Source organism: Flavobacterium limicola (assembly GCF_003634755.1).
Taxonomy (GTDB): Bacteria; Bacteroidota; Bacteroidia; order Flavobacteriales; family Flavobacteriaceae; genus Flavobacterium; species Flavobacterium limicola.
In genome coordinates this window covers 1,158,770-1,184,039 of the sequence record NZ_RBXA01000001.1, presented here as the reverse complement: position 1 = coordinate 1,184,039, position 25,270 = coordinate 1,158,770, and the positions used below count along the sequence as shown (strand labels likewise).

Sequence of the window (25,270 nt, the reverse complement as noted above, 5' to 3'; positions counted from 1 at the left end):
TCAAATAACTTTAACAATAATGTGGAATTAGAAAATACCAAAATAAAAAAAGCTGCGAGAATAAAATCTCGCAGCTTCATGTAAGCTAATAATTATATAAATGAATTATAAACTAGTAACCTTCGTTCTGACCGAAAGAAGCATTAGCATTTATTTCAGATTGAGGAATTGGTAAAGCAAATTTATAATTTCCTGTAAAATTAAAGTTTGCAGGGTTAGCACCAGGGAAGTTTAAACCTGTAACAGCATAATCCGCTGGGTCACGATCAAAGTTATTAATACCCGCAACTGCATACAATCTTTTTATATCAATAAACCTATGGCCTTCAAAAGCAAGCTCTACTCTTCTTTCATCAAGAATCGCTTTCCAAGCTTGTTGTGGTGATGTTAGAACTAGTAAAGCTGGAGGAGTGGTAAACCTTCTATCTGTGATAGATTTTAAAGCCAAAGCTACACCAGTGAAATCCGAAGCAGCAGCTCTACATTCTGCCTTTATAAGAAACATCTCAGATAACCTTACTTGAATAAAACCAGGATTAAAAGTACTAGCGCTTGTTCTAGCACCCGCACCTCCATGTTTGAATGGCACTAGGATATCAGTCGCTCTAACATTAATAGAAGTAGCGTAAGCAGGATCAACTAATGAACCTGTTGTTGGACCTTCAGGTCTCACGATTATATCTTTTCTAGCATCAACACCAGGTGCATTCCTTAAAACATTGTACAATGATCTTGAAACTTCATAAAAAGGAGAACCGTTTCTAGCATTAGCTACAGATACCCATCCGTTGTGAAGATTAGTAGCTTGAGCATTTTGTTGAGCAGTTCTAGCAAACTTATAAATCACTTCTTGAGTAGCAGTAGAAGTATGTGTATGAAATACCGCAGGTAACTGAGCTGCTGTAGCTAACGTTATACCAGAACTACTAATTACTTGATCTGCCCAAAATTCTGCATTAACATAATTTTTTTTGTATGCATAAGCTCTCGCTTTTAATGCTCTGGCAAGATTAAGCGTAGGGTAAATACTATTATTAGTAACAGGTGGCAAAGTATTAGTAGTATACAAAGCGATAGCATCATCTAGATCCTGATGAATTAATTCGTAAAATTCACCAACTGTTGCTCTTGGCGGAGTTTCATTGTACGCAAACGTTCTATTTGCCAAAATTCCAGCTAAAGAAGCATCATTTGTTAAATCAGGTGCGAAATAAGCAAGTATTTTCAAATGAGCAAGTGCTCTTAGTATTTTTGCTTCAGCTGTAATTCTCTTAACCAAATTTGCATCGGCTGGAAAATTAGTAGTAACTTTTTCAACATTCTGTAATACTAAGTTAACTCTAGCCATAGCATTGTAATTACTTTGCCAAATCGCGTCTGGAGCGGCAGAAGTAGGAACTAAAAAGTACAAAAAATAAGCATCTGTACCTGCAATACCTTGACCTCCATTGTTAGATCCAGGAGCAGCTTCATCAGTAAAAATAGAAGTAAAACTATACTCAGTCCTATTGGTCATAATGGCTTGAGAATTATTTAAAATTCTATTTAAATCTGCAGCAGTCCTTGTCGCTTGTTCTTCAAATGCAACCCCGGGTAAGAAAGGGTCCAGTACTTCCTCGCTGCATGATACAAACATAGCAACGATAAATAAATAACAAATAAATTTTTTCATAATACTTTTTTTTTTTTAAAATTTAATATCAACTCCGAAAGTATAGATTTTTGGTGTAGGGTACTGATAAAAATCAGAAGTCCTGTTACTTTCAGCATCAAAACCTTTCCATTTAGTAACAGTAAATAAATTTTCTCCCTGTAAAGTAAATGCAAGTGAATTTATAAAAGTCCCTCTCAATAATTTTGCTGGCACTCTATAACCTACTTGTGCATTTCTTAATCTTAAATAAGAAGCATCTCTTAAAAAACGATCAGAATCACCAGTAGATGGTAGGTTTGTAGCATCAAGAGATGGTACGTCTGTATTTGTATTTGTTGAAGTCCAAGCGTTTAACATCTGTCTTGAATTTCTAAATTGACCTATATTACCTATATCAAATAAGTTTTCTTCGTCAGTATCAAATCTATATGCATCAAGCACATAAGTAAAAGTACTTGCAGCAAAGAAACCTTTATATTGAAAATCAAAACCAAATCCACCTTGGTAAACCGGTACAAAATTCTTACCTGTTGCCTTTCTATCAAAAGAAGTAGGAGTTTCAGTAGGGTTTCCGCTAGCATCCTCAAACAATAAATTACCATTATCAGGGTTAACACCTAAGTATTTATAAACATACGGCTCAAAAATAGAACCACCATTTTGTGTAATAAAAGTGTAACCAGCGGTGTCTGTAGTGATGATCTGTCCATTATTTGATTTTATACCACCCACTGTGTTTTTGTTGTAAGAACCATTAAAACGTAATGTTAATAAAACATCTTCTTTCTGAATTAAATCGTACGCAAGATTAAGTTCAAGACCTCTGTTGGTAACGTCAGCATCCGAATTTCCACGTAAAGTAGTTGCACCGAAAGCAGCCGATGTAGGAATATCAATGAATAGATCAATAGTTTTTTTGTTATAAAAATCTATAGTACCTCTTAGTCGTTTAAACATATCAAAGTCTAAACCAATATTGTATTGCTCCGTAACTTCCCACTGTGCTTCAGGAAAACCAAAGTTAAAACCATAACCTTGACCACCATTGTAAGTGTTGTTTGTTAAACTATATGAGTTAGTAAACGCAGGTGGAATTACTCCAGCAAAAACAGTACCATTTACGATTCGTTGGTTACCAGTAGTACCAATAGAAGCTCTTAATTTTAATTGGTTTATAAATGTTGCATTATCCATAAACGCTTCTTCATCTATATTCCATCTTCCACCTATTGACCAAAAGTTACCCCATCTGTAATCCTTGTCAAATCTTGAAGATCCATCTCTTCTAAAAGTACCTGACAAACCATATTTATTATTAAAGTCATAATCAGCAAGAGCAAAATAAGACAAAAGATCATTTCTTAAACGTGATGCATTACCTGTAGGACCATAAAAATCATTAGCAGCATTATCATTTACATAACCTGCTCCAGTATCCGGAACAAAGAAAATAGGATCTAACCCTCTTTGTCTTTGGTTATCTGTATTAGTAGTAGCAAAATTGTATTCGTAATTTACACTAGCATTGATTGTGTGTTTACCAATTTCCTTATTGAAAGCAACTTGATACAAGTTGTTAAAATTAAATTCTCTTCTGTTATTAATGTCTTCAATTCCATTAAAATTTCCACCTTCAAGTGATGATACTCCTGGAGTAGATGAGAAAAGCAAGGCATTGAATGAGTTTGGAAATTCAGCTTGGAAAAATCTGTTTTCTAAAAACAATCCATTTACTCTAGTTCTTAAAGTAAAATCTTTAGAAACTTTGTAAGCAAAATCTGTAGCTACATCTACACGAGTCTCTGAAGTTTCTTGATCATACGTTTTCAATTTATCAATCAACATAAATGGTGTAGCTTCTAGACCAGGTGTGTTGTTGTACAAATCATATGTCCATGCTGAACCTTGATATTCATCAGGACTGTAATATGGTAGTCCCAAGAAAGCACCAAGCACATAATTCCTGTTGATAGCACCATCACCTAAATTTGTTGCCTCATTGTTTTTTGAATATCCAAAACCTGTAGCAACTTGATAAGTAAACTTTCCATTAGCTGATTTACCACCTGTATTATTTCTAAGATTAAATCTTTGTAATCCTGTTGTTTCTAGAACACCATCTTGATTAGTATATCCAAAAGAAGTGAATGAACTCATGTTTTCAGAAGACGTTTCAAAACTCAAATTATGAGTAACTGAAGTTGCTTGTTTAAAGAAAACATTCACCCAATCCGTATCAGTTGTATTGGCATTAATCTGAGCATCAGTAAGACCAGCACCTCTACCATTACCAAAATTTCTTTCAATTCTTAACGTTTCATTTGCATTTGCATAATCATACTTAGGATTTTGCAAAGAAATTACACCAAAATTAGACGAATATCTAAATGAAGATTTTGCTTCACCCAACGCAGGTCTTTTTGTTGTAATTAAAATAACACCATTAGACCCTCTGTTACCGTATTGTGAAGTTGCAGCAGCATCTTTCAAAACTGTAAGACTCTCGATGTCATTCGGGTTAATAGATCTAAAATTATCAGCATTTGTTGGAAATCCATCAATAACATACAAAGGGTCAGTATTACCATTAATAGTACCATACCCTCTAATTATTACTGTTGATTTGGCTCCAGGCTGACCCGTTGAAGATGTAATATTAACACCGGCCAATTGACCTTGCAACGTATTCACCACATTAGCATTTGGTCGATTCTCGATAGTTGCAGCAGCAACCGTTGCTACGGCTGCAATAGCAGATTTCTTTGTTCCTGTTCTGTACCCTTGAACAACAACTTCAGCAAGCACTTTTGCTGAATCTTGCATTGAAACATTAACAACATTAGTTGTACCAACTGATCTAGATGTATCAGTCATCCCTACAAAAGAATATACTAAAACATCTCCCGTTTTAGCTTTTATAGAATAAGTACCATCGAAATTAGTTTGCACCCCAACCTTGGTGCCTTTTACAGTAACATTCACACCAGGAACAGGTCCCGTCGCATCAGAAACAGTACCCGTGATAGTTCTTTCTTGTGCAAACGCAAATTGCATGGACAATGCCATTAGCAATGAAAAAATCCATTTGAATTTTGATCTCATATTAAATTTGTTTTGAATTAGTTATTTCACAAAAATCATAATAATTTCTTAAAGAAACAAATTTTTACAAAAATTAACATAATTAATTTAACAAGACTTTGAGTTAAACAAAACACATATCGCAATAGTAGAAAGTATCAAACCTAATTATATGTACATATTTAGATATAAAACTATATTTTTGTCAAAATCAATTTAATGTTAAGCCCCTTCTTTTTAACACCACATTTAGAAACAGGAACAGATGAAGCCGGTCGTGGTTGTCTGGCCGGACCTGTTACTGCTGCCGCTGTACTATTACCAGAAAATTTTCAAAACGAGCTTTTGAATGACAGTAAGCAATTATCGGAAAAAGCTAGAGAAAATTTAAGACCTATTATAGAGCAAGAATGTATTTCATTTGCAGTAACCCATCTAGAACCTTTAGTTATTGACGAAATAAATATTCTGAATGCCTCCATAAAAGCAATGCAGGAAAGTATTTTAAAGTTAGATCCAAGACCGCTGCATATTATAGTAGACGGAAATAGTCCGTTGATTCCTAAAAGCGGAATTAAAAATCGAGGAGGAAAGATATTTACCGATGCTGAAATTGAAATCTTAAATTCAATTCCGAATGCGAGTATTATTAAAGGAGATTCAAAATACATGAGTATTGCAGCCGCTTCTGTATTGGCAAAAACGTATCGGGATGAATATATGAATCGTATTCATGAGCAATTCCCAATGTATAATTGGAAAAAAAACAAAGGCTACCCTACCAAAGAGCACCGAGAAGCAATACGAATCTATGGTGTTACAAAATACCACCGAATGACATTTCGGTTATTGCCGGAACAGTATTCTTTTGATTTTTGATTGTAGATTAATGATTTTTGATTGCAGATTTCTCAAAAGTCGCTTCAAAAAGAATGGAGAAATGTTTCAGAATCTTTTCTTTGACTTCTTCTTCATTAACTTTTTTTACTCCAAGTTCAACGTTTAATGAAGTTACCGCTTTTCCGCGAATCCCACACGGAATGATATTATCAAAATAACCCAAATCGGCATTTACGTTTAAAGCAAATCCGTGCATGGTTACCCAACGCGAAGCGCGAACGCCCATAGCACAAATTTTTCTGGCAAATGGAGTTCCTGCGCCTAACCAAACTCCTGTTTCACCTTCGCTTCTCCCGCAAGAAATTCCATATTCATTAAGAGTAAGAATAATGGCTTCTTCCAGAAAACGCAAATACTTATGAATATCAGTAAAAAAATTTTCTAAATCTATAATAGGATATCCTACAATTTGCCCAGGACCGTGATACGTAATATCTCCACCACGATTGATTTTGTAGAAAGTTGCTCCTTTCGCTTCCAATTGCTTTTCAGATAAAAGTAAATTAGTTAAATCACCGCTTTTCCCTAATGTATACACATGAGGATGTTCCACAAAAAGAAAATAATTTGGAGTCTCTAATTCAAGTTCTTCTCTGCGATTTCGAATTTTTAAGTCTACGATTCCTTTGAACAATTCTTCTTGGTATTCCCAAGTTTCTTTATAATCTCTAGTTCCTAAATCTTGAAGTTGGATGGTTTTGTTCATTTTTAATGAGGCGCAAAGGTTTTAAGGAACAAAGGTACAAAGTTTTTAAGAGAAGTTAAACCTAAGAAAAGCTTCGAATGAATTACTCTAAAATCACTTCCAGATTGGTGCTCTCCGGATTTACTAAACAATCGGTTATCAGAAATTGCAATTCAAGTGATTTTTTGTCTTCGCTTATTTTCGCGTTTGCGTTCGATACTGATTTTATTTTTCGAGGAAAATGATATTTCAAAATAAAATTTTGAACAACTTTAAACTTAGAGAAGCGTATTTTTAATCTTTCAATTTCTTCTTGTTGCTTTTTTAGTTCTACTGCATCAGTAATTTTGACAAGTCGTTTAAAAGTACTGCCGTCAAAAGTAAAGTTGACACTATAATAGTGCTCTTCGGCAACCAATGCGTAATTATTTTCGATATCATCCGCGTATTCTTCGGTTTTGTATAAATCAGCTACTTCTGCTATTCTAGTAAAATTTTGAGTTATTGTTGTGCGAAATTCTTTTTCGAATGAGCTTTTCTTATTGTGTACTTTTACCGTGTTAAATTTTTGAAAAATGGCTTTTTCAAATGCCGGCAATCTAGAAAACGTTTCGGAATGCTTTGCTATTAAATCCTGAAAAACGTAGGTCGTATCCCGAAAAATTTCTTCTTTAGAATATTCCTCACCCATAAGCTGCATGTAACTTTGTTCTTCCCGAAGTTTACTGATTTCAATTTTTCCGGTTCCGTCTTGGTTCAAATGAATGGTTTCTGTTACTTGGCAACTGCTTAGAAATACTAATAGAAATAACGCAATATATTTTTTCATTGGGATGTTTACAAAATGATTTGATTTCAAATATACATTATTTGTACTATTTTTCATGATGTTTTGAGAATAAAAGTCGTAAGATAGCCCCGATAGCAGCGGCATCCCACGCTTTTGGGCGTGGATACAGCGAATAGCGGGACAAATCGCCTTGAAAAAACGAAATATTATGCTCCAAAAAACGGTACATTTTAAACTTTACATTTTAAAACTTATATAGTATCTTTGCGCTCTTAAAATCAGCATAAAATGGCATTATCCGAACAAGAAATATTACGCAGAGAAGCACTTACCGAATTACGCAATTTAGACATTGAGCCTTATCCGGCAGCCGAATTTATCACAACCGCCTATTCCAGCGAAATCCTAGCCGATTTCGAGAAGTACGAAGGAAAAGAAGTTGTTTTAGCAGGCCGTTTGATGGGGAAGCGAATCATGGGAAAGGCGTCATTTGCGGAATTGAAAGATGCTGAAGGACGTATTCAGGTGTATGTTTCGAGAGATGATATTTCAACTGATGAAGAAAAAACAATGTACAATGTAGTTTTCAAAAAACTATTGGATATTGGTGATTTCATTGGGGTTCGCGGTACGGTTTTTAAAACTCAAGTGGGTGAAATCTCAGTTCATGTTTATGGATTAACAGTCTTGGCAAAAGCCTTGAAACCGCTTCCTGTAGTAAAAACGGATGCTGATGGAAAAACGCATGATGCTTTTGCTGATCCGGAACAAAGATACCGTCGTCGTTACGTGGATTTAACGGTGAACGACCATGTAAAAGAAACGTTTATCAAAAGAACTAAATTGTTTAATGCGATGCGTTCCTTTTTTAATGACAAAGGGTATCTTGAGGTAGAAACTCCTGTTTTGCAACCGATTCCCGGTGGTGCTGCAGCCCGTCCTTTTATCACGCACCACAACTCGCTTGACATGCCATTGTACATGCGTATTGCAAATGAGTTGTACTTAAAAAGATTGATTGTTGGTGGTTTTGATGGGGTTTATGAGTTTTCTAAAAATTTCCGTAATGAAGGAATGGACCGAACGCATAACCCAGAATTTACTGCCATGGAAATATATGTAGCCTACAAAGACTACAACTGGATGATGAATTTCACCGAAAACCTTTTAGAACATTGCGCGATTGGCGTAAACGGGACCAGCGAAGCGACTTTTGGAGAACACACTGTGAACTTCAAAGCGCCTTATGCTCGTGTTACAATGACTGATTCTATTAAGCATTTTACTGGATTTGATATTTCAGGAAAAAATGAAGCAGAATTATTTGACGCTGCAAGAGGAATGGGAATTGACGTGGATAAAACCATGGGTAAAGGAAAATTAATTGATGAGATTTTTGGAGCTAAATGTGAAGGAAATTATATTCAGCCTACTTTTATCACGGATTATCCAAAGGAAATGTCTCCGCTTTGCAAGCAACACCGAGACAATCCGGAATTGACAGAACGTTTTGAGTTGATGGTTTGCGGAAAAGAAGTGGCGAATGCCTATTCTGAATTGAATGACCCAATTGATCAAAGAGAGCGTTTTGAAGAGCAAATGCGCTTGTCTGAAAAAGGAGATGATGAAGCAACCGGAATTATCGATGAAGATTTCTTGAGAGCCTTAGAATACGGAATGCCACCAACATCTGGATTAGGAATTGGAATGGACCGTTTGATGATGTTTTTAACCAATAATTCATCTATTCAAGAAGTATTATTGTTTCCACAAATGAGACCAGAGAAAAAACAAGTGAAAATTGAATTGGAAGAAGACGAAAAATTGATTGTTGTGCTATTGCAAACTAACAATAACCAAATGGAATTTGGTCTACTTAAAATTAATTCTGGATTGAGTGGTAAAAAATGGGACAAAGCCATGAAAAACTTATCTGCTTTGGGACTGACTGAAGTAGTAGTTGATGGAGATACCAAAGCGTGTAGATTGAAAGAATAAGTCTATTCGAGAAATATATTTATAAAAAAGGAGCTTCAATTGAAGCTCCTTTTTTTATTTCTAAAACAATATTGATGTTATTTCGGTTCAAACAAAAAAGTCGGCTCTAATCAAAGAGCCGACTTTTTATTTCAATTATATTCTATTTTAAAACCCTAAGCCAACAGCCATCGCTGTAGCTTGAATATTTATATCGGAAACTTTAGTAGCTGCGCCAGTTGCCAAGTTAATACTGTACACTGATGTAACATTATTTACTTTCAATAAAGCAAATGCAGCAGCACTGTTTCCACCGATGTCAAATCCGCTATCAGCATCAACATTTACCCCTAAACTTCCAATAGCTACTAATGTCCCGTTGTTTGGTGGATCTTGACGATATATCATATCCGTTTGTGAGTCAATTACAAATAAAGTAGTTGTTGTAGCTCCAGCAATATTATTGGTGTAAGCAGCTCCATTCACAAATGGTGTTCCAGGGTTTAAATTACCATCAACTGACAATACTGTTCCTAAATCTGGGTGTAAACGTAAGTTTTGACCTGTATTACTCACCAACCTGATTCTATCTACTGTTGGATTAAAATCAAACCCAAAAGAAGTACCTGACAATGCCGTTAACAAAGGAGACCCAATTACTGTTAATGCTCCGCTAGCTGTATTCACAGAAAACAATCTGCTTTGATTTGAAATAGCATATAAACCTCCGTTTGCAGGTCTAAAATCTAAACCTACAATACTTTCATTGGTAGCCAAACCAGTTAATGCAACAGAATTATTATTTCCGCTTGTAGGATTAAAGCGAACCAACATATTTCCGGAAGTTGTAGCATAAGCAATTGGGTTAGTTTTGAATGCTATGCTTATCACTGGAGCAGTGAATTTCCCAACATCAACAGCTTTTCCGGTAGTTAAATCAATTGTATATAATGTGGATACATTAGCATTATTAGTTACAGCCAAAGCAGTAGAATTATCCGCTAAAATATCCATGTCGCCTACACCTTGAAAGTTCACGCCTAAGTCACCAACAAGTTGAAGTCCACCATCATTTGGCGGTGTTTGAACATATAGTTTGTCTTGTTCGAAATCTATATCAAACAACATCGTTGTTGCTGCACCTGCCATACTATTTGTGTAGGCTACCGCACCAATTTTAGGATTTGTACCACCATTAATAACTCCATCAGTTGCTACAACAGTTCCCAATTCCGGGTGTAATCTTAAATTTTGACCAGATTCTGTTACCAAGCGAATTCTATCTACTGTTGGATTAAAATCCAATGAAGCATTAGCTCCGGCAACAATAGGAGAAAACGATCCAGCGCCTAATGCAGTTGCAGCTCCACTTTTCTCATTAATAAAATAGAGACGACTAGAAGAACCTAAGGCATATAACTGCCCTGTTGCAGGTCTGTAATCAATACTTACAATACTCTCTGATGCTGGTAAACCAACAATTGGAGTGGTTGAAGTTGGAGTTCCTAAATTTCGTGCATTGAATGTAAGAATGGTATTGTTACTGGCTAATGCCGTAAAATTTACATCTGGTGCCGATACAGGCATCATCATTTCATTACTATCATCATCATTACATGAAATTGCAGTAATAGATAACAGTACCAATCCAATAATGGAAGCAAAACCTAATTTTTGTTGTTTGTTTTTCATCGTTTGTTTATTTAGTTATGTATTTACATACGAAACATACTTCATTATGGTTTTAAAATTTTAAAAAAAACTTACATAACTACTAAATCGTAACGTATAACAAGAGTAAAAAACACCTCCGACTTGACCGGTATAAGCGGACTCAAGTCACCTTGAGAACATAATACCAATAACTAAAAAACTTCAATAAACTTTTATGATTTTACAAACTATAATTCAAATTTACACTCCAGCGATAATTCGCTTCTACATTGCCACCGGTAAGATTTTGATTGATAGGCAACATGACATTAGCTCCAAAAGAAAACCTATCCTTTCCTACCTCAAAACCTACTTTCCCAAACAAAATATCACCACTTGTATTTCTTAATTTTTGATTGTACTGGTAATTACTTTCATAAACTTCACCAGCAAAACCAAGTTGCGGAACAATAGAAAAACTATTTTTTTCGTATAAATAGAAAAAAGTTCCGGCGTAATTGAGTTGATTTCCAAAACGGTAACTCTTTTGGTTTTCTGTTTTTATTACATAATTCAGCATCGAGTTTAAACCAAATTGTTTTCTTTTAACCACATATTCGGTAGCAAAAAGATAATCCCAACTTCCTGTTCCTACTTGAAAACTTGGATTTATACTACCGGAATTTGCTTCATTAAATTTTCCGGTTGGCGCTTTGATTCCGCCTCCCAATTGTAATGTATGTACCAAAAACGTACTGTCTTTATGGGTTTGATACAAACGATACATCGCCAAAACGGTGATGTCGCCAATTCCATTGATGCTTTTGTTACCGGTGGCGGTTTCTCTTTCATGAAAATGAAAGGGTAATAATGCCGAAACCTGAACTTTTTGGCTAACCGGAATTCGGCCCCAAACCTGAACGGTGTTGAAATTTTCTTTGTACCAAGGCGAATTGCTGTACAAGCCATCCATGGATTTGTATTGTTGATTGAAATACCGAATCCCAACGAAATTAGAGTTCAACATCGAGGCGAATCCCATGCTTCCGCCACTGGCGGAGCAACCGCAGGCATCGCAAAAATCCTCTTCTTCAAGGAAGGAATGGTATTTTGTAAATGGATTAACGGTATTTAAACTGTCTTTTTCGGTGGCGTTTGCCAATTGAAAAAGAAGTACTAAAAGCAATGTGTATATTTTCATGTTTGTTGTTTTTAGCCCTGATGGAAACGGAAAGCCCGGAGCGGTAAAAGCTTGTTTTTCTTGTCCTAAAAAAGCGACCGGAGGAAGCTCTTTTCAGGACATAGAAAAATGGCTTTTGTAGCGAGGACTTGCAGTGTACAGCAGGAAATAGCTTCTAAAATTAATATTCAGAAAAGCGTTTGTCCGTTAGGTATTGCGTGTCTGTCAATGTTTTTAGAAAAGCAATAATTTTTAATTTTTCTGTCGCTGTTAAAGGAATTCCGAGTGATCCGTTTTTACTCAAAATTGGGTCTAAAGTAGCTGAATTGACTACACCGGAATTGTAATGATCCATGACGGCTTCTAATGTAAATAAGCGTCCATCATGCATGTAAGGCGCTGTTTTTTCTATGTTTCTAAGACTTGGCACTTTGAATTTGTACTTATCTTGTGGCAACTCCGTCACTCGAAAACGCCCGATATCATTGTACGCGGGATCAATTAGCAAGCCATTGTTTCTAAAAGAATTGTCCGTAAACAAATCCGTAGCATGGCAACTGGAACATTTTTGGTTGAAAATAGCATATCCATCCTTCTCATCTTGCGTGAGCGTTCCGCCAGATTCATTGCGTCGGTACTTGTCAAAACGGGAATTCGAGGACGTAACCATAACCATAAATTGTCCCAAGGCTTTGAGCATGTTTTCGGAATTGATCTGTCCATCCGTAAAAGCAACTTTGAATAGCTTTTGATAGGCTGAATCTCCTTTCATCATAGCAATCGCTTTTGCAAAATCGCCATTCATTTCTATAGGACTTGTGAACGGAATAATAGGTTGTAGGTCTAAATGTGATGCTGCTCCATCATACATAAAAGTGGTTTGATAGGCTAAATTCTGGATTGGTGGCGTGTTTCGGGTTCCAATAGCATCATCTACTCCGTGACTCAAGGTATGTCCGTGATGCGTAAATGCATCTTCCTGAATGTGACAAAATCCGCAGGAAACAATCCCATCCGAGGCCAATCGGCCGTCATAGAAAAGTTTTTTCCCAAGTTCAAATCCTTTTTCGGTGGGTGGATTATTCGCCAGATCGTATGCCAAAGGCGGGAAATTTGCCGGAACCTGAAAGTTTAGAGGAACGTCCTGATAGTCTTCGCTTTCATCAGTAGAACAAGACCACAGCAACGGAAAAATGAGCAATATGATATATTTTGCTTTCATTTTATATTTTTTTTATAAAAGCGGTCGGAGATTTAATTTCAAACCGCTTTTTGATTAAAAAATTAATCGTTGTGAACGTGATCTATTTTGAACATAGAAGAAACGTTAGTAGTAACCAAAGCCAGTTTAGCGCCACCCATAACGGTTGCCGCTTCAGTAAGACTGATTTTATTAGTTCCATCTATAACTTGAGACAAGTCAGTCATGATGTGTACTTGTGGCGTAATTGTAGTTCGTACCAAAGCATTTTCAGGAAAACTCAAAGTAACTTCAGCATAATTATAATCGGTTCCAGTTTGTCCGGTATGTACTTTAAACTCTTTTGCCGTTGTAACCGTAGGAGCTGTAAAAGTACCTTCGAAAGCCACAAACTTATAACCTGCACTCCAAGACCACATCATTCCGGCAGTTTGGGCTGTTGCCAAGAAATCTCCTTGGCCCGTTGCTCCTGCTTCCCACTGGGTTTTATCGACTCCAATTCCGTATTTTACTTTAGTGTAATTTCCAGCAGGAATGTTTGAAAGATTTAATACTAATGTTGCAGGCGTAGCTTCATCTACAATAAAATAGCTTTGACTTTTTGGGTACGTAAAGGTAGTTCCATCTTCTTTTGTCAAGACAATATTACTCACAATGTACTTCACTTTTGAAACCGCTACAACCTCAGCATTCGAATTGGTGTAGTTCGTATTGAAAGCAAAATTAGCCGATTTGTACACGTTATCAAATTCTAATTTTAAATTTCCGTTTCCGGTAATCATTTCATTATCATTGTCATTAGAGCAAGAAAACAAGGTAACTGAGATAGCCATTACAGCTAGTATATTTTTTAATTGAAATTTCATTTCTTAAAGTTTTTATTTTGAATTAAGTACTGTTTCGCATGCGATTTTTGGATTATTATTTCCAAAAAAAGCAAACAAATTTTCATCCGTTGTTTAAAACAGAAGAAATAAAGCACACTACGTGCTTAAAAATTTAAGAAATAAAAGTGGGTGGGTGAAAAACAGAAGCACTATTCAAATAAAAGTATAAATTAGAATAGTATGGGTTTATTTTTTCTTTAGTATCAAAAAAAACTGTTGCAATTTCGAAAGATTTGATTTCCTCAAAAATGATCACATCAAGTATAGGAGCATTTCCTTTTTTATCGGAAGAAAGTGGCTTTTCAGCATCAGAAGCTTTGGCTAGTTCTTTCATCAAATGACATTTTCCATTACATTGCATTTTAGGTTTATCCTTATTGATACAAAGTACTTTTGAAATGTATTCATAATTAACAACATACTCTAAAACCGGAAGAACGGGCTTTATAAGCATGATCAGTACAATTATAAATATGATTTTTTTCACGGTGCAAATTTACAACATCATACAGTAAAAAAAAATGTTTTTAAATAGAATAATCCTGTAAAAATCATTCTATTTAAAAACAAATATTTGGAGGCTTTACGCCAATTTTAATTCGGGGATTTCAATCTCGTTTAATTCCGTTTTATAGCAATCGAATTGACTGAAAATCTCTTTTTTAGTGCTTTCGAAAAAAGGAGTTGCTGTGAATAAATCCTCATAATATCCTATTCCTGAGAGCAAATTATTTTTGAACGAATTCCATTTTTTAATTTGTCCCAAAGTTATTTCTTCCGTAACGGCAGTGATTTCATTTTTCAGATAATCCAAATACATTTTTAGCTCTTTCACAAATAGATTTGGTCGATTAGTAACCGTCAATACTGATGCATTTCCATAAATGTGTTGCACCATTTTAGAAAGTGAAACTTCTTTATCAAAATATGCCATGTTGGGCCCTGGACAAATGATTACGCCTTGCGCCTGCCCTTTTATCTTAATGTCATTTTCAAGATACGAAGCATTGGCTAAACCCACACAAAGACAGGCTTTCTCCGTAATACTGTTTTTCTTTTTTTCGAAAATTTCAGCAGTTAAAATATCTTTTTCGAGAAGTAATTCTTCCAGTTTTAAGTCTTGGTATTTCTTGGAAGACGTACAAATTCCTTTAGCATCATATTCTTTGCTTAGCACCAAAAATCGTTTTGGACATGAACTTCCCGCTTTACTTTCCTCAATTCGTTTCAATTTCAATTTTTCATTCGTTGTTCCTCGTAACGTATTGAAAGGAATTCCCAACGGCGAAATATGACTTAAATAAAGATCATCTTCTTTGGCTCCAGCCAATAAATCTCTGGTGTGCTTATCAACCGATGTTGCTTCTGGAACCAATAAAAAAGGCGAACCCCAACCTACAGAATCCACATCATAATGATCCAATAGAAAATTGTGTTCTTCAGCAGTTCCTACACCGCCCTGAACCGTGATTTTTAAATCCAAAGGCTGTTCCGGAACATGCATTTGTTTTTGTCCTAATGCTTTCACCATCAACTCATGTGCGGATTGAATCAATTGCTCTTTTTTCTGTTTGAATTCTTCAAGAATTGGTCCCAACAAATAGCCTTCGGTTGCAAAAGCATGTCCACCGCAATTCAGTCCGGATTCGATTCGATATTCAGAAACCCAAAGTCCTTTTTTAGCTAAAAAATTCCCTTGAATCATCGCCGAACGAAAGTCGCTTACTTTCAGCGTGATTTTCTTTTTCAATGCATTATTCGCATCCGGAAAGAAAGCCGAAAAACTTTCAAAATAGCTGTATAATCTTGGATTCATCCCAGCCGATAAAACTACTGAAGATTCTAATGTACTGTTCACAAACCCACGCAGCGCCGCATGTGCATCATTAAAAGCAATTGGCAATTGTTCGTCTTTGATGAAATTATCCTTATCTAATTTGGTCATAATATTGACATCAATATCGCCCGGATAAAGATTTTTCTCCAGATAATTTTTGATGTTTTCTTTGAAAGCGAAACCGTCTTCCATCAAGTTTTGCAGGCCTGCTTTAATTTCTGATTTGTTGGGTAGCATCGCGATGTAATTTTCCAAAGCTGATTTGCTTTCGGATAATTCCGTCTTGAAGTTTTCAAATTTTTCCTTAACGATTTTGTCTACCAAATTCAAATAAGAAGTAATGCGTTCTGCGCGGTAATCATGTATTTTTTGGGTAATTTCCTGATACGGTAAATCGAATTTCTTGCTATAAAAAGCATTCATTTTTTCGATAAGTTCATCATCCATAATTGAAATCACGGACGAAATTCCATACTTTGCCACTCGTATCGGACTATCAATCGTATAAGCAAGTCCCATAACCGGGATATGAAAAGTATGTAGTGGTTTACGTGTTGTCATGTTAAATGATTTAAATAAATAAACCACAAAAATCGAGAAACAAAACCGTATAAAAACTGATAAATATCATGCTTTCAAATCTATAAACAACACTTATTTTGTGTCTTTTTATAGAAAAAAAATAACTTCAACTTTACATTTAATCCTAAAACCAAAACGATAAACTTTTGTTAACGATTAAACTTTTTAGTTCTATTCCTGTCTTATATCTATAAAACTTAAAAAAACAAAAATGAAAAAATTATTTATCGTTGCATTATTAGTTGTCGGAATGACAAGCTTTGCACAAGAAAGAAAAGCAAGACCGGAAAGAGCCAAAATGGAGCAAATGACTCCAGAGCAAAGAAACCAATTGCACTTGAAAAAGATGACTCTAGAATTAGATTTGAATGCTTCTCAACAAAAAGAAATGAGTAAAATCATTGCGGAACAAAATACTAAAAGAGAGGCCCGAATGGCAGAGAGAAAAGCAAACAAAGATTCGGCTAAAAAACAACTTACTTCTGATGAACTTTTTGCTAAAAAAAGCCAAATGCTAGAGGAGCAAATTGTGATGAAAGAGAAAATGAAAAAAATTCTTTCAGCTGATCAATATAACAAATGGGATGACATGAAAGGGAAAAGACACAATGGAATGAAAAAAAGAATGGCATACCATCAGAATAGAAAACCAGCACAAATAGGTGATAAAAAATAATCTATTTACTTAAACTATTTCATCTTAGTTCATAAAAAAGCCCCAAATTTGGGGCTTTTTTTCATTTAAAATGTTTTCGATACTTTGTCTATCGCTCGAATGGTAAAATCCAAATCCTCATAGGTTAAAGCATCAGTAATAAACCACGTTTCATAAGCGGAAGGCGCAATATATATTCCTTCCTGCAATAATCCGTGGAAGAATTTTTTGAACGTTTCATTATCGCCATTTGCAGCGGTTTTAAAATCAACAACCGGAGCTGCGTCAAAATGAACTGAAATCATCGAGCCAATGCTGTTGATTGTAAAGGTAACATTATTTGCTTTCAGCACTTTATCAATTCCTGCAGCCAAATACGCTGTTTTCTCCTCTAATCTTTGAAAAATAGCACGGTCATTATGTAAAGCCTGTAACATGGCTAATCCTGCTGCCATTGCCAATGGATTTCCAGACAATGTTCCTGCCTGATAAACGGGACCTAACGGAGCAAGATAATTCATGATTTCTTCGCGGGCGGCAAAAGCACCAACAGGCAATCCTCCACCAATTACTTTCCCAAAACAAACAATATCAGCAGTTATGTTAAGCAATTCCTGAACACCACCAGCAGCAAGCCTGAAACCAGTCATTACCTCATCAAAAATCAACAAAATATTATTATCGGTACACAATTGGCGCAAGCCTTCTAAAAAGCCTTTATTAGGCGGAATACAACCCATGTTCCCCGCAACAGGTTCTACGATTATGGCTGCAATTTCATTTTTATTTGCTTCGATTAAAGTGGCTACATTTTCTAAATCATTGTATTTTGCAAGCAAAGTATCTTTGGCTGTTCCTGCCGTAACTCCAGGGCTGTTTGGTGAACCAAAAGTAATGGCTCCACTTCCCGCTTGGATTAAAAACGAATCCGAGTGACCGTGGTAACAACCTGCAAATTTTATTATTTTGTCTCTTTTGGTAAATCCGCGTGCCAATCGTACAGCGCTCATACAAGCTTCGGTACCGGAATTTACAAATCTAATTTTATCGATATTTGGAACCATAGCAACGGCTAAAGCAGCAATTTGAGTTTCCAATTCTGTTGGCATTCCAAATGAAGTTCCTAACTTCGCTTTCTCAATCACGGCTTGTACTACCGGTTCGTAAGCGTGTCCTAAAATCATTGGTCCCCAAGAATTGATATAGTCAATCAAACGGTTTCCATCTTCATCGTACAAATAAGCACCTTTGGCACTTTTGACAAAAATTGGAGTTCCTCCTACTGCTTTAAATGCTCTTACTGGTGAATTTACACCTCCCGGTATTAGTTTTTCTGCTTCAGCAAAAAGCTGACTGCTTCTTTTATACAACATTTATGAATTATGAATTATAGTTATTTAAAATTATTTTACTACCAATTTTTGTCCAATAGAAAGGGCATTGTCCGAAAGATTATTTCTTTGTTTTAAATCCTCAACCCTTAACTCAAATTTTTTCGAAATAGAATACAGCGTATCTCCTTTTTGAACCACATATGAAGTTAAACCTTGATCTATTGGATTTTTAGATTCTATTCTTAATTCCTCCACCATTTGTTTTTCATTCGACACGTAATTCACATCTAAAACCTGATTGTCATACTCGTGCAAATTATACCGCTCAATATAAGAAATCAATTTGTCTGGATATTTCGGATCTGTAGCATATCCCGCAGCTCTAAGCCCCTTTGCCCAAGCTTTGTAATCTCCTTTTGAAAATCCGAAAAGCTTAGCATATCTGCTTCTGCCGGTTAAAAATAACGCATGATCTTTGTACGACTCTGATGGATTATCGTATTTTCTAAAACATTCCTGTGCGGCATCATCATCGTGTTTCACACTTTCTCCTGTCCAGCCAGCATGGCATTTTATTCCAAAATGATTGTTGGAGTTTTTAGCTAAATCACCTCTTCCAGCGCCAGATTCAAGAATTCCTTGAGCTAAAATAATACTTGCAGGAATTCCATAATTCTTCATGTTTCCCATTGCAATATCCTTAAATTGATAAATATAAGTTTTAATTACATCATTCGTAACAAGTGTTTTTGAAGTCGAAACGATTACCTCCGTTTCTTGATTACTCTGTTGTTGCTGTTGTTGTTTTACTGGTTTTGAAAGTATTTGTTTCGTTGTGTTAGAACGTATAGCAGCAGTTTTTTTGGTAGTCTGAACTATTTCTGTTCTTTGTTTTAAAGGCGCTTTTTTTGAAGTTACAATAACCGGCTTTGTGGCATTACAACCAATCAAAGAAATTATTGTAAAAGCTAGTAGGATTTTTTTAAACATAGATATCTATTGTTGGTAATTGTTTGTTTTTTAATTTAATGTTCATTCCTTGGATTCCCTGAATTCCACCCGTATGAATTAGTAATATTTTTGATTTAGCCGGAAAATAGTTTTTTTTGATTAAATCTATAACGCCAAAAACCATCTTTCCCGTATAAATGGGATCCAAAGGAATTTGATTTTCGGTATAAAACTGATTGATGAATCCGATTAATGCTTCATTTACTTTTCCGTATCCACCAAAATGATACTCGGTAATTAACTCCCAATTCTCATTTTGGGTGAAATTATGAATTTCCTCTTTTAAAAAATCACCTTTTAAGGCGGGAAAACCTAAAACTTTTTGATGCGGTAAAACGCTGTTAATGATTCCCGAAATGGTTCCGCCAGTTCCAATTGAGCAACCAATATAATCAAATTTAGCATCATCTTCGGTTAGAATTTCCTGACATCCTTTGATGGCTAACGCATTAGTTCCACCTTCTGGAATATGATAAAAACTTCCAAATTTTGCTTTTAAATTTTCTAAAAATGAACTCTCACTTTTCAAACGGTATTCTTCTCTTGAAATAAATTCCAGTTGCATGCCGCAATGTTGAGCGAATGACAACGTGGGATTCTCCGCGATTTTACTCCCTAATTCATCCCCACGAATAATCCCGATCGTTTTGAATCCTTTTTCTTTTCCTGCAAAAGCTACTGCTGCGATATGATTGGAAAAAGCACCTCCAAAAGTAAGTAATGTTTCCTGATTTTCTTCTTTTGCCTGAAGCAAATTATACTTTAACTTTCTAAATTTATTTCCCGAAACAAAAGGATGTATCAAATCTTCCCTTTTAATTTGCACTGAAATAGAGTTCGGAAATAATGTTAGTAACTTTTGATTCAAACTATTTTATTTTTTACAAAGTAAATTTATATATACTAAAAATGCAACCTCTACAGATTGCATTTCTATTATTTGTACTAAAATCAAAAATTAATTTTTAATTATAATCTTTTTCCCAAGTTCTATTTTATCCTCTGTTGCAATTTTAACAATATAAATTCCATCACTTAAACCGGATGTGGAAAAATTATAAGTAGTATCCATGCCTAAATCTTTTTTACTAAAAATTAACTTCCCAACAATATCATACAAATTACAAGTAGCAATATCTAATTGAAAAGGATTGCTAATGGTTAAGTTTTTTGCATTATTATTTTGAAAAACAACAAAATTTTCAACAGCTAAGTCTTCCGATCCTAAAGTAATTCTATTTCTAAAGGTTAATTCAAACTGTGTATTATTGACACCTCCGGGCAGCGTTAATTCATAAAAATCATTTTTTACATCGTGATAAACATCCGTAATCTTATCATGCAAATAGATATTTTCAGCTTCCGTGAAATTCAAAATTTCTTGCACTGTGATTTTAAAATTGGCTTGGTCCGTATTTTTAAAACCAATTGGAATTTTTGTATCTATATTAAACGGTCTTGCATCAATAACATATTCTGAGTCATTCATTGCAAAATAAACATCGGCTCCAGCGCTATCACCCGCTAACATAGCATCCATCGCGTGATCTACTCCATCTGTAGCATCAGGAACAAGCGCCAAAACCAATTGACGAATTCCTTGATTGTTTAATAATGTATTTAATCTAATTTGTGGGGCAGGCTTTGTGTTTACTGTGGTATAATCAAAACCGGATACTGATTGAATTACAGGCAAAAATTCATCGCTATTTTTAGTTTTATTAGAACTGGTAATTCTTTCAAATTGAGAAAAGTTTAGAACATCCTCTTTTACAAACACACGATAGCTGTTTTTCATTTCTACTATTCCGTCAGCAGTACCATCTAACATGAAGCCCTGTCCAACAGGACAAAATCGTCTTTCAAAAACATTTCCTGAACTTCCTAAATCAGTGACTTGATTCCCGCTGCCATCATACGTGTAAAATCTTGCAGGAGTGTATACTCCCATATTTCCATTCGCACCATTTACTACACCTCCAAGTGGAGAATAGGCGCCATATCCTCCTCTGAAATTATCAATATAATGCGAATTAGCAGTTTTATCATGCTCCCAGAAATAGGCAATTCCAGTTGTTTTTGCCGCATCCAACAAGAATAATTTTAAATCTATTGCGGATGGATATGGGTTTCCAGTTAATGTATATTGAAGATTAAGAACGTTAATTGCAATAGTTCCATCATTTGGTTTTCCTCTAAAATCGTATCGTTGCTTACTCCCTGCATTGTTCATAACGCCATTTACTGTTGTCGCATTGGTTCCCGAAGTTCCTTTCATGGTAAATCCTTCTCCTGCATTTATGGTAGATGCTGTACCCACGGAAATCCAACTCGAATAAGTATTAGAAGTCACTAATTTATTAATCCAATAAGGCGCTATCGCAAATGGACTGGCGGTGCCATTATAATTATTCATTGCTAAAGGCGTTGAACTAACACTAGAAGTCAAATCGACAATATCTTTAAGTTGGGTAATTCCAAAAGGAGAATTTCCTGTGGCAGCAATATTTCCACCAACTGGAGAACACCAATAATTATATTGAAAATTATTAGTAGACCCTTCCTGAAAAACAGATAAACTACCAATTCCTTTGTTTGTACTTGTAGATTGAGAACCCTGCAACAACTGTGCATCTTTTCTTAAATAAAAGTTACTGCTAGCGTCATTTAATTCCAAATCTTGTTTAACATAAACAACTTCGTTATTTGCAAAAACGTAACTATTTGGACTTACATACATCTGGGCACTAACATTGCTTTGAATTAAAAATCCAGTAACAATCAACAGTGTTTTTTTAAGTATTTTTGAGTTCATAAGCATAAAATTTATTGTTGAAAATCACAATAAAAATATAACTTTTCCAGACAAAACACTCGATTAAAAGAATATAAATCCGTTTAAATGCACGTTTTTACATATTATACATGTAATTTCTTATGTAATAAAATTTAAAAAAGCAGAAAAAAGAAATTATTGCAAAGCTATTTTAACAAAAAAAAGCTTGATCGTTGAAGATAAAACACTTCTCTAAAATATGAAAATTTGCAACGAAAAGAAAATAGAATTCCGTCTGAGATTGAAGCATAAAATCTTATTTCAAAAAATTTGTTGTGAATTAAACACTATTTTTTCAAAAACAAGTAGTTACAAAATTGAAAAATAGATCGGTTTTTTAAGTAGTCTAAATTTGCTTCATTCGAATACGCTTCACGCTCGAAACTGATATTTCTATAAGCCAAATTTGCATTTTGATACTGAACCAAGCGAACAAGATATTCTAATAAATACCAAATAAAAAAAGGAAGTATTAATAATTCAAGCTGTTGCCGAAGATGGATTTTTTCGTGATTGACTAAAATTATATTTTGTTTGTCTCCCGGATATTTTACCAATACAAAAGGAAATAGTGTGAATCCACGAAATCCTTTTGGAATTAAATATTTAGCAACAATCAGAAACATTCGCTATAAAATTTATAAATTTGTAATGATAAAATGGTTCTATTTAATGAAATACTCAATCGTTTGAGTTGACCTTGCTGAATTATAAAAACTAAATGAATTTTACAATAGAACATTCCCAAATATGATTGACCAAAGTAATGAAAATAAATTAATAGAAGGGGAAGATTTCTATTACACACCGGAAGGATATAAATGTTTTACCGAAAAACACCATTTAAAGCGAGGATATTGCTGTAAAAGTGGTTGTCGTCATTGTCCTTATGGTTTTGATAAAAAAACAGGAAGTAATAAAAAGTAAGCAGTGTTAAGTCGTGTTATTCAGTATCATTAATTGGATAAATACGCATTTACAACAACACAATACACATTTAAAACATGACTTTTCAAGAACAAATACAACAGGGAATTCCTTCGGTTTTACCAAAACCAAAACCATACGAAACCGACATAAATCATGCTCCAAAACGAAAAGAAATTCTTTCGGTAGAAGAGAAAAAACTGGCCCTTTGTAATGCTTTACGCTATTTTGAACCGCAACATCACGCTGAATTAATCAAAGAATTCTCAGAAGAACTGGAAACTTACGGCCGCATTTATATGTATCGCTTTCGTCCGGATTATAAAATGTATGCAAGACCAATAACTGAATATCCAGGAAAAAGCGAACAGGCCAAAGCGATTATGCTGATGATTCAAAACAACTTGGATTATGCCGTGGCACAACATCCGCATGAATTAATTACTTACGGTGGAAATGGAGCCGTTTTTCAAAACTGGGCACAGTATTTATTGACGATGCAATACTTATCAGAAATGACCGATGAGCAAACCTTGACAATGTATTCCGGGCATCCAATGGGATTGTTCCCTTCCCACAAAGAAGCTCCGCGAGTTGTCGTGACAAACGGAATGGTAATTCCTAATTATTCTAAACCGGACGATTGGGAAAAAATGAATGCATTGGGCGTTTCTCAATACGGACAAATGACAGCAGGAAGTTACATGTACATTGGTCCGCAAGGTATTGTACACGGAACAACCATTACGGTTTTGAATGGTTTTCGAAAAATAAAACGCAGTCCAAAAGGTGGTTTATTCGTCACTTCCGGTTTAGGCGGAATGTCTGGCGCACAACCAAAGGCCGGAAATATTGCCGGTTGCATCACAGTTTGTGCCGAAGTAAACCCAAAAATAACGAACATTCGCCACAGTCAGGGATGGATCAATGAAGTCATTGATGATGTGGATGAACTAGTAAAAAGAGTCGCTTTGGCGCAAGCCAATAAAGAAGTTGTTTCCATCGGATATCTTGGAAACGTGGTTGATGTTTGGGAAAAATTTGACGAAGAAAACATCCATATCGATTTAGGCTCTGATCAGACTTCGTTGCACAATCCTTGGGCGGGCGGTTATTATCCTGCTGATATTTCCTTTGAAGAAGCGAATATAATGATGGCTGAAAAACCTGATTTATTCAAAATAAAAGTACAGGAAACATTACGCCGCCATACGACTGCTATCAATAAACATACCGCCAAAGGAACGTATTTCTTTGATTACGGAAATGCTTTCTTACTGGAAGCTTCCCGCGCCGGTGCTGATGTAATGGCAGAAAATCATATCGATTTCAGGTATCCGAGTTATGTACAGGATATCATGGGACCTATGTGTTTTGATTATGGTTTTGGCCCTTTTCGATGGGTTTGTGCTTCGGGAAAAACGGAAGATTTAGCCAAAACAGATATAATTGCTTGCCAAGTTCTCGAAGAAATGGCAAAAACGGCTCCCGAAGAAATTCAGCAACAAATGCAGGATAACATTCACTGGATAAAAGGCGCTCAGGAAAATAAATTGGTTGTGGGTTCTCAAGCGCGAATTCTTTACGCTGATGCTGAAGGTCGCGTAAAAATTGCCGAAGCTTTTAATCAGGCTATTGCAAAAGGCGAAATAGGAACTGTCGTTTTGGGTCGCGATCACCACGATGTTTCTGGCACTGATTCGCCGTACAGAGAAACTTCAAATATCTATGACGGCTCCCGTTTTACGGCTGATATGGCAATTCAAAACGTCATTGGAGACAGTTTTCGCGGTGCCACTTGGGTTTCTATTCATAATGGCGGAGGAGTTGGCTGGGGCGAGGTAATTAACGGAGGATTTGGTATGGTTCTTGATGGTTCAAAAGAAGCCTCAAAACGTTTAACATCAATGCTTTTCTGGGATGTCAACAACGGGATTTCCCGAAGAAGCTGGGCTAGAAACGAAGGCGCACTATTTGCCATCAAACGAGCAATGGAAACACAACCTTTGTTGAAAGTCACCATCCCTAACATAGTAGCCGACAATTTGTTGGATTTTTAAAAATTTGAACGTATCTTTAA

General features: G+C 35.4%; 20 protein-coding genes. 5 read left to right on the top strand and 15 right to left on the bottom strand.

Features of this window, described 5'->3' with window-relative positions; genetic code table 11:
• Positions 1-112: 112 nt before the first annotated feature.
• Both BC952_RS05285 and BC952_RS05280 read right to left on the bottom strand, forming a co-directional pair.
• The gene (locus tag BC952_RS05285; RefSeq protein WP_121364551.1) at positions 113-1,672 is read right to left on the bottom strand and encodes a RagB/SusD family nutrient uptake outer membrane protein; all 1,560 of its coding nucleotides are present in this window, start codon (positions 1,670-1,672) and stop codon (positions 113-115) included.
• A 15-nt stretch (positions 1,673-1,687) separates the two neighbouring features.
• Positions 1,688-4,756: a SusC/RagA family TonB-linked outer membrane protein gene (locus tag BC952_RS05280; protein ID WP_121364550.1), complete on the bottom strand. Its 3,069-nt coding sequence runs from the start codon at positions 4,754-4,756 to the stop codon at positions 1,688-1,690.
• Between the two features lie 198 nt (positions 4,757-4,954).
• Here BC952_RS05280 and BC952_RS05275 point away from each other — a divergent pair, with 198 nt between their 5' ends.
• Positions 4,955-5,614 carry a ribonuclease HII gene (locus BC952_RS05275; protein ID WP_121364549.1) on the top strand — a complete coding sequence of 220 codons (660 nt, stop codon included), beginning with the start codon at positions 4,955-4,957 and terminating at the stop codon, positions 5,612-5,614.
• Between the two features lie 7 nt (positions 5,615-5,621).
• Here BC952_RS05275 and lipB read toward each other — a convergent pair whose 3' ends face one another.
• On the bottom strand, positions 5,622-6,341 hold the full coding sequence (gene lipB, locus BC952_RS05270) for a lipoyl(octanoyl) transferase LipB (protein ID WP_121364548.1): 720 nt from the start codon (positions 6,339-6,341) through the stop codon (positions 5,622-5,624).
• Positions 6,342-6,423: 82 nt separating this feature from the next.
• On the bottom strand, positions 6,424-7,206 hold the full coding sequence (locus BC952_RS05265; RefSeq protein WP_244200098.1) for a hypothetical protein: 783 nt from the start codon (positions 7,204-7,206) through the stop codon (positions 6,424-6,426).
• Between the two features lie 192 nt (positions 7,207-7,398).
• Here BC952_RS05265 and lysS point away from each other — a divergent pair, with 192 nt between their 5' ends.
• On the top strand, positions 7,399-9,108 hold the full coding sequence (lysS, locus tag BC952_RS05260) for a lysine--tRNA ligase (protein ID WP_121364547.1): 1,710 nt from the start codon (positions 7,399-7,401) through the stop codon (positions 9,106-9,108).
• Between the two features lie 147 nt (positions 9,109-9,255).
• On the opposite strand, the gene BC952_RS05255 is transcribed toward lysS, so the two are convergent.
• The 6 genes from BC952_RS05255 to BC952_RS05230 all read right to left on the bottom strand — a co-directional run bounded on the left by BC952_RS05255 (position 9,256) and on the right by BC952_RS05230 (position 16,406).
• Entirely contained in the window at positions 9,256-10,779 is a 1,524-nt protein-coding gene (locus BC952_RS05255; protein ID WP_121364546.1) for a DUF4394 domain-containing protein, read from the bottom strand.
• Between the two features lie 202 nt (positions 10,780-10,981).
• Positions 10,982-11,941, bottom strand: a complete 960-nt coding sequence (locus tag BC952_RS05250) for a transporter family protein (protein WP_121364545.1) — start codon at positions 11,939-11,941, stop codon at positions 10,982-10,984.
• A gap of 160 nt (positions 11,942-12,101) precedes the next feature.
• Positions 12,102-13,142: a cytochrome-c peroxidase gene (locus BC952_RS05245; protein WP_121364544.1), complete on the bottom strand. Its 1,041-nt coding sequence runs from the start codon at positions 13,140-13,142 to the stop codon at positions 12,102-12,104.
• A 62-nt stretch (positions 13,143-13,204) separates the two neighbouring features.
• Complete coding sequence (locus tag BC952_RS05240) at positions 13,205-13,987, bottom strand: MbnP family protein (protein ID WP_121364543.1); 783 nt, start codon at positions 13,985-13,987, stop codon at positions 13,205-13,207.
• Positions 13,988-14,120: 133 nt separating this feature from the next.
• Entirely contained in the window at positions 14,121-14,462 is a 342-nt protein-coding gene (locus BC952_RS05235) for a hypothetical protein (RefSeq protein WP_121364542.1), read from the bottom strand.
• A gap of 129 nt (positions 14,463-14,591) precedes the next feature.
• Positions 14,592-16,406 (bottom strand): hypothetical protein, encoded by a 1,815-nt coding sequence (locus tag BC952_RS05230; RefSeq protein ID WP_121364541.1) that lies wholly within the window; start codon positions 16,404-16,406, stop codon positions 14,592-14,594.
• Positions 16,407-16,638: 232 nt separating this feature from the next.
• On the opposite strand from BC952_RS05230, the gene BC952_RS05225 reads away from it, so the two are divergent.
• Complete coding sequence (locus tag BC952_RS05225; protein ID WP_121364540.1) at positions 16,639-17,103, top strand: hypothetical protein; 465 nt, start codon at positions 16,639-16,641, stop codon at positions 17,101-17,103.
• Between the two features lie 65 nt (positions 17,104-17,168).
• On the opposite strand, the gene hemL is transcribed toward BC952_RS05225, so the two are convergent.
• The 5 genes from hemL to BC952_RS05200 form a co-directional block, all read right to left on the bottom strand.
• The gene (gene hemL, locus BC952_RS05220; protein ID WP_121364539.1) at positions 17,169-18,455 is read right to left on the bottom strand and encodes a glutamate-1-semialdehyde 2,1-aminomutase; all 1,287 of its coding nucleotides are present in this window, start codon (positions 18,453-18,455) and stop codon (positions 17,169-17,171) included.
• Positions 18,456-18,485: 30 nt separating this feature from the next.
• Entirely contained in the window at positions 18,486-19,406 is a 921-nt protein-coding gene (locus tag BC952_RS05215; protein ID WP_121364538.1) for a glucosaminidase domain-containing protein, read from the bottom strand.
• Positions 19,399-20,295, bottom strand: a complete 897-nt coding sequence (locus BC952_RS05210) for a 1-aminocyclopropane-1-carboxylate deaminase/D-cysteine desulfhydrase (RefSeq protein ID WP_121364537.1) — start codon at positions 20,293-20,295, stop codon at positions 19,399-19,401. Before BC952_RS05210 ends, BC952_RS05215 begins: the two co-directional genes overlap by 8 nt.
• Before the next feature lie 90 nt (positions 20,296-20,385).
• Positions 20,386-22,242 (bottom strand): T9SS type A sorting domain-containing protein, encoded by a 1,857-nt coding sequence (locus BC952_RS05205; protein WP_121364536.1) that lies wholly within the window; start codon positions 22,240-22,242, stop codon positions 20,386-20,388.
• 308 nt (positions 22,243-22,550) lie between these two features.
• Positions 22,551-22,889, bottom strand: coding sequence for a hypothetical protein (locus BC952_RS05200; protein WP_121364535.1), 339 nt, complete (start codon positions 22,887-22,889; stop codon positions 22,551-22,553).
• Positions 22,890-23,013: 124 nt separating this feature from the next.
• Here BC952_RS05200 and BC952_RS14825 point away from each other — a divergent pair, with 124 nt between their 5' ends.
• Together BC952_RS14825 and BC952_RS05195 are read left to right on the top strand one after the other, a co-directional pair.
• The gene (locus tag BC952_RS14825) at positions 23,014-23,190 is read left to right on the top strand and encodes a C1orf53 family protein (RefSeq protein WP_167400549.1); all 177 of its coding nucleotides are present in this window, start codon (positions 23,014-23,016) and stop codon (positions 23,188-23,190) included.
• Between the two features lie 77 nt (positions 23,191-23,267).
• Complete coding sequence (locus BC952_RS05195; RefSeq protein WP_121364534.1) at positions 23,268-25,250, top strand: urocanate hydratase; 1,983 nt, start codon at positions 23,268-23,270, stop codon at positions 25,248-25,250.
• The last annotated feature ends 20 nt before the right edge of the window (positions 25,251-25,270 follow it).

Excerpts from the sequence above, each read along its gene's own strand:
- lipB (WP_121364548.1), bottom strand. The coding sequence starts at position 6,341 with ATGAACAAAACCATCCAACTTCAAGATTTAGGAACTAGAGATTATAAA.
- BC952_RS05200 (WP_121364535.1), bottom strand. The coding sequence starts at position 22,889 with ATGTTTCTGATTGTTGCTAAATATTTAATTCCAAAAGGATTTCGTGGA.
- BC952_RS05280 (WP_121364550.1), bottom strand. The coding sequence starts at position 4,756 with ATGAGATCAAAATTCAAATGGATTTTTTCATTGCTAATGGCATTGTCC.
- BC952_RS05255 (WP_121364546.1), bottom strand. The coding sequence starts at position 10,779 with ATGAAAAACAAACAACAAAAATTAGGTTTTGCTTCCATTATTGGATTG.
- BC952_RS05235 (WP_121364542.1), bottom strand. The coding sequence starts at position 14,462 with ATGCTTATAAAGCCCGTTCTTCCGGTTTTAGAGTATGTTGTTAATTAT.
- BC952_RS05285 (WP_121364551.1), bottom strand. The coding sequence starts at position 1,672 with ATGAAAAAATTTATTTGTTATTTATTTATCGTTGCTATGTTTGTATCA.
- lysS (WP_121364547.1), top strand. The coding sequence starts at position 7,399 with ATGGCATTATCCGAACAAGAAATATTACGCAGAGAAGCACTTACCGAA.
- hemL (WP_121364539.1), bottom strand. The coding sequence starts at position 18,455 with ATGTTGTATAAAAGAAGCAGTCAGCTTTTTGCTGAAGCAGAAAAACTA.
- BC952_RS05240 (WP_121364543.1), bottom strand. The coding sequence starts at position 13,987 with ATGAAATTTCAATTAAAAAATATACTAGCTGTAATGGCTATCTCAGTT.
- BC952_RS05225 (WP_121364540.1), top strand. The coding sequence starts at position 16,639 with ATGAAAAAATTATTTATCGTTGCATTATTAGTTGTCGGAATGACAAGC.
- BC952_RS05245 (WP_121364544.1), bottom strand. The coding sequence starts at position 13,142 with ATGAAAGCAAAATATATCATATTGCTCATTTTTCCGTTGCTGTGGTCT.
- BC952_RS05265 (WP_244200098.1), bottom strand. The coding sequence starts at position 7,206 with ATGAAAAATAGTACAAATAATGTATATTTGAAATCAAATCATTTTGTA.
- BC952_RS14825 (WP_167400549.1), top strand. The coding sequence starts at position 23,014 with ATGATTGACCAAAGTAATGAAAATAAATTAATAGAAGGGGAAGATTTC.
- BC952_RS05195 (WP_121364534.1), top strand. The coding sequence starts at position 23,268 with ATGACTTTTCAAGAACAAATACAACAGGGAATTCCTTCGGTTTTACCA.
- BC952_RS05215 (WP_121364538.1), bottom strand. The coding sequence starts at position 19,406 with ATGTTTAAAAAAATCCTACTAGCTTTTACAATAATTTCTTTGATTGGT.
- BC952_RS05230 (WP_121364541.1), bottom strand. The coding sequence starts at position 16,406 with ATGACAACACGTAAACCACTACATACTTTTCATATCCCGGTTATGGGA.
- BC952_RS05275 (WP_121364549.1), top strand. The coding sequence starts at position 4,955 with ATGTTAAGCCCCTTCTTTTTAACACCACATTTAGAAACAGGAACAGAT.
- BC952_RS05250 (WP_121364545.1), bottom strand. The coding sequence starts at position 11,941 with ATGAAAATATACACATTGCTTTTAGTACTTCTTTTTCAATTGGCAAAC.
- BC952_RS05205 (WP_121364536.1), bottom strand. The coding sequence starts at position 22,242 with ATGAACTCAAAAATACTTAAAAAAACACTGTTGATTGTTACTGGATTT.